We start from the raw sequence: 4,461 nt of genomic DNA on the forward strand, positions 1-4,461 counted from the left end.
CACGGATTAACAACGCTGGATAATAGAAACCATTAGACATTAGATTTTAAAAGATCATTATAGAACACCAACAAACCACTCACTCTACTCTGCTTTAATTTTAAGAAGCTTTACGGCCGATCTGAACGTGAAAAAACTTATTTAAACCTAATTGGACATTGATAAGGAGTTATACGCTAAAATCAATATTAGAGTTGTTTAATGAACTGTGTAAAATTAAAAGCCGGCTGCTAACACCGTGTATAATTAATTGCTATGTTCGTCACTACTTGCGAAAATTCCTGCGGAATTTTCACGGGTTCGTAAATGTTTACTAACTTAGTTGCCTAACCACGCAACTAACCATACACAAACACGTTGTAATGCATTTACCTAACCAAAAAACTAGTGTTACAAGCCAAACAACTTGTTTCACTCATTTATGATTTTGGAATAACAAAAAACTGAATAGATTTACCTAAAAATTAATGAACAGAACTCACCTAATTCTAGCTATATCATTATTGTTGTTTTCATTTTCCTATGGTCAACAAAAAGACACAATTTATGGACAAGTAAAATCTGTTAGAGAGCAACTCAATTTTCTTGATGAAAATCAGCAGAACATGAAATTATTTAGTGATGAAGGAGATTATGGTCATCATGGTTTTTCAAGTCCTAAATTTACTAAAAGTAGGTTTTATAATTGGTGGTACAATACGCCTTTTGTACATTATTCCAACTACTATAAGGAATTGAATAAAAAAGGAAAAACAACTTATGAAGTTTGGTTTTATAAAAATGGTGATACTGTTTCATTCTTTAATTACAAGTATGACAAAAATGACAACTTGATTCAAATAAAAGAAACTTATGAAAAAGAAGATTACACAGTTAGGAACTTCAATTATAATAAAAAAAACAAATTAGCATCTACAATTTATTACGTGTCAGATGACCCTAATTTATATTCCTATTCAGAATTCATTTACGATGAGAGCGATAATCTCGTCCAATCTAAAGACTTTGATGAAGACGGAGAATCATTTGGAACTAAATATTCTTTTTATCCTAACGGCAAAATCAAAGAAGTTTTTAGTCACTCGCCATATAAAATTAAAAGAGAAAATAACAAAAAAGTATCGTTTAAAGATGGTATTGGGAGTGATAAATTAAATCGTAAATATATTTATAATGAACACGGAGATATTATAGAAACCAATTCTTTTAAAGATGAGTTTTATAGTAATGATAAACCGTATATTCAAGGTAGAACTTTGAAAGAATACGAAAACAGATTATTAATAAAAGAAATGACTTTAAATAGAGCGAACAAGACTGAACGATTTACTCTATACTCATATAACGAAAAGAATCAGATAACAAAAGAAGAAAAAGTTATCCCAGAATATCCTGACAACAATCTCATCTATGAATACTTTTACGACAAAAATGGAAATCAAATAAAACTAATTTATACAGAAAAAAACAACCCTATAACTGTTGAATTTGAATACGAATTTGACAGTAAAAAAAACTGGACCAAACAAATAAAATCTGTGAATGGAGAAAAACTATACGTTTGGACTAGAGAAATTGAATATTTTGAATAAAAAACGCATTACAACACCGTGTATAATTAATTGCTAGGTTCTTCCCTACTTGCGAATATTCCTGCGGAATATTCACAGGTTCGTTAAAGTTTGCTAACTTAGTTGCTTAACCACGCAACTAACCATACACAAACACGTTGTAAGCCATTTAAGAAAAACCGTAGAACAAATTGAAAATAATTGAAGGAAACATATTTACAACCGAATGTCAAACAATAGTCAATACTGTGAATTGTTTCGGAATTATGGGTGCAGGAATTGCACTTGAATGTAGGTATCGCTATCCCGAAATGTTTGAACGTTACAAGGAAATGTGTGACAAAAAATTACTTGATATTGGTAAACTTTACCTTTATCAATCTAGCAACAAATGGATATTAAACTTTCCGACAAAAAATCATTGGAAATATCCAACAAAACCAATTTATCTTGAAAAAGGGCTTCTAAAATTCAAAGAAACTTACGAGCAGAAAAAAATAAAATCAATTGCTTTTCCTTTATTAGGTGCACAAAATGGCGGACTTTCCAAAGATGAATCACTTGAATTATTACAAAAGCACTTGAAAGGAATAGAAATTCCAATCGAAATTTACATTTACAAAGAGAATGCTTCAGATGACTTGTTTAACATTTTCAAAACTGCGTTTTTATCTAACAATTTAGATAACCTAAAACGATTAACGGACTTAAAGAGTAATCAGATAAAAAAAATCATAGACATTTTAGAAAATGAAGATTTAAAAAATATGGGGCAACTTTCCTCTTTTAAAGGCATTGGAGAAACTACTATTTCAAAATGCTTCATCTACGCAATGCGTCCCGACATAAAAAACATTCAAAAAAAATTATTTTAATATGAATAAAGAATCTGCAAAACAAGTATTAGCACAATCCATTACAAATTTACAAAATAGAAGAGGCCAAATTACAATGGCTGATGTTGAGGCTGAAGTTATAAATAATGCTTGTCTAAACATTTTAAAAAATAAGGACATACAAAATGCAATTATGTATGCTCAAATATTTACTGAATCTGCACAAGAATTAATTCCTCAATACTCTCAAAAGGAATCTATGTCTGCTTTAATGGGTATTCAACAAAACGTATTATGGGATGGAATGTGGGATTTTTTGAGAGATTATTTTCAAAAAAATCACGGCATTCAAATTGACGATGTAGAAACAGAACCTGCAATTTTTTATTCTAATAAACACAAGCGTTATGAAAACAACTCGCTTGTATCAGAAAGTGAAGTTGAGAGAACCATAAATTTGAATTTTATCGATAATAAAGAAATATTAGTTATTGGAATTGCACCTTCTCTTTCGCCTAAAAAAAGTTACAAATTAGAACGCAATGGAAATAGTGTAAAATACAAAGGAGATGACCCAGATTATCTATTTACAGTAACTTATGATGACTTTGATGAAGTAGAGCAATTTACATTGGAAATGCCGAATAGAGGACTTAAAATTGTTTATTTCGAGTAAACTTATGAATCACATTGACAGTTATAACGACAACGATTACATAAAAATCCTTAAACTTTTACAGGATGAAATGGCTGTTATTGAAAATTTCCTAACCTCTATTAGTCAAAACGACAGCTTAAGAGAAATAGATGATTTAAAAAAGTTTTATAATGATATTTTTAGTCAACAAGTAATCAAAAAACATATTGTTTGTAAAATAAGCCAAATATACAAACCTCTTTACCTTTCAAATCCAGGACCGCACACAAAAGCAAATTCATATTATCATTTAACTCTAAAATTAGAAAGTGAAGAAATTAATTGGCTTGACATCATTTACAACAAGGTTTTATCAAGATTTATAACATTTTACAAACACCTTTTTTCGAAAATTGACAACTATTTTATTTCAATGAATAGCAGTCAATTGGAAAATTATCAGCAAGTATTTGAAAAAATAAAAGAAGAGATTAAAGTATTTATTGATACGGTAGACAAAAGGGAAATATTATCAAAAAGACAGCAACTTAACACAGAGATATTAACTAAAATACCTTTTGGAGGTCTTTTTTATATAACACATTTGGACAATGTTGCCAGCATTTTAAAACATGGAATTTTGTCGCATAATTTAGCACATAGTAATGGATTTGTAAGTACTGATATTTCAAACCAACAAGTAAATGCAAGGAGAAACAGAATTGACCCCAATTTAGGTGGAAATATTCACGATTATACACCTTTGTATTTTAATCACAAAAATCCAATGTTATATACTTTGTGCAAGAGTACAGACAGAAATAAACTGATTTTGCTAAAAGTTAATCCACATATACTTTTAGCTGAAAATGTTTCTTTTTCAGACGGTAATGCTTCTGTTCGTTCCACAAAATTTTATAAAAACATTGACGAATTTAACAATCTCAATTGGAATTTATTGAATAAAGGTTCTTGGTATAATTATGAATTTGGTATTCAAGAAGGGAGACGAATTATGTGTTCGGAAGTTTTGGCAAAAGAAAAGATACCTTCTTACTATATTAATGAAATTTTCGTTTATAGTGAGGAAACTTTAGAACAAGTATTACCAATGTTTCCAAATCATTTTGGAATTAAAACAAATATAAATAAAAGCCTGTATTTCTGATGATGAAGGAAGAAAAACGGCTTACAACAATGTATAAAAATAATAACGGTTTAATCGCTAAAACAAAAGTAAGTAAATATAAAAAAGGTCTGTGTATAACAGAAAAGTTAGAGCTTGTTAATCCGCTACTATTCTTATACTAGACCGTTGGCAATAATGTCGGAAATGCGCAAAGGAATCATAGTTTTAGCTTATTTAATTGCCTTACCAATATTTGGACAGAATATGGATTTACCCAAAGATTTGACA

Annotated in this window: 4 protein-coding genes; all 4 read left to right on the forward strand. The window is 29.4% G+C overall.

The genetic code is table 11. The features are described from left to right. Nucleotides 1-467: 467 nt before the first annotated feature. The 4 genes from ACFQ13_RS07320 to ACFQ13_RS07335 all read left to right on the forward strand — a co-directional run bounded on the left by ACFQ13_RS07320 (nucleotide 468) and on the right by ACFQ13_RS07335 (nucleotide 4,212). Nucleotides 468-1,592 (forward strand): hypothetical protein, encoded by a 1,125-nt coding sequence (locus ACFQ13_RS07320; RefSeq protein WP_386115728.1) that lies wholly within the window; start codon nucleotides 468-470, stop codon nucleotides 1,590-1,592. A gap of 170 nt (nucleotides 1,593-1,762) precedes the next feature. After that, nucleotides 1,763-2,446 (forward strand): macro domain-containing protein, encoded by a 684-nt coding sequence (locus ACFQ13_RS07325; RefSeq protein WP_386115731.1) that lies wholly within the window; start codon nucleotides 1,763-1,765, stop codon nucleotides 2,444-2,446. Nucleotide 2,447: 1 nt separating this feature from the next. Further along, nucleotides 2,448-3,083 carry a hypothetical protein gene (locus ACFQ13_RS07330; RefSeq protein WP_386115733.1) on the forward strand — a complete coding sequence of 212 codons (636 nt, stop codon included), beginning with the start codon at nucleotides 2,448-2,450 and terminating at the stop codon, nucleotides 3,081-3,083. Nucleotides 3,084-3,087: 4 nt separating this feature from the next. Continuing rightward, nucleotides 3,088-4,212 carry a DUF4433 domain-containing protein gene (locus ACFQ13_RS07335; RefSeq protein ID WP_386115735.1) on the forward strand — a complete coding sequence of 375 codons (1,125 nt, stop codon included), beginning with the start codon at nucleotides 3,088-3,090 and terminating at the stop codon, nucleotides 4,210-4,212. The last annotated feature ends 249 nt before the right edge of the window (nucleotides 4,213-4,461 follow it).

The sequence above is a fragment of the Winogradskyella rapida genome (assembly GCF_042675845.1).
Lineage (GTDB): Bacteria > Bacteroidota > Bacteroidia > Flavobacteriales > Flavobacteriaceae > Winogradskyella > Winogradskyella rapida.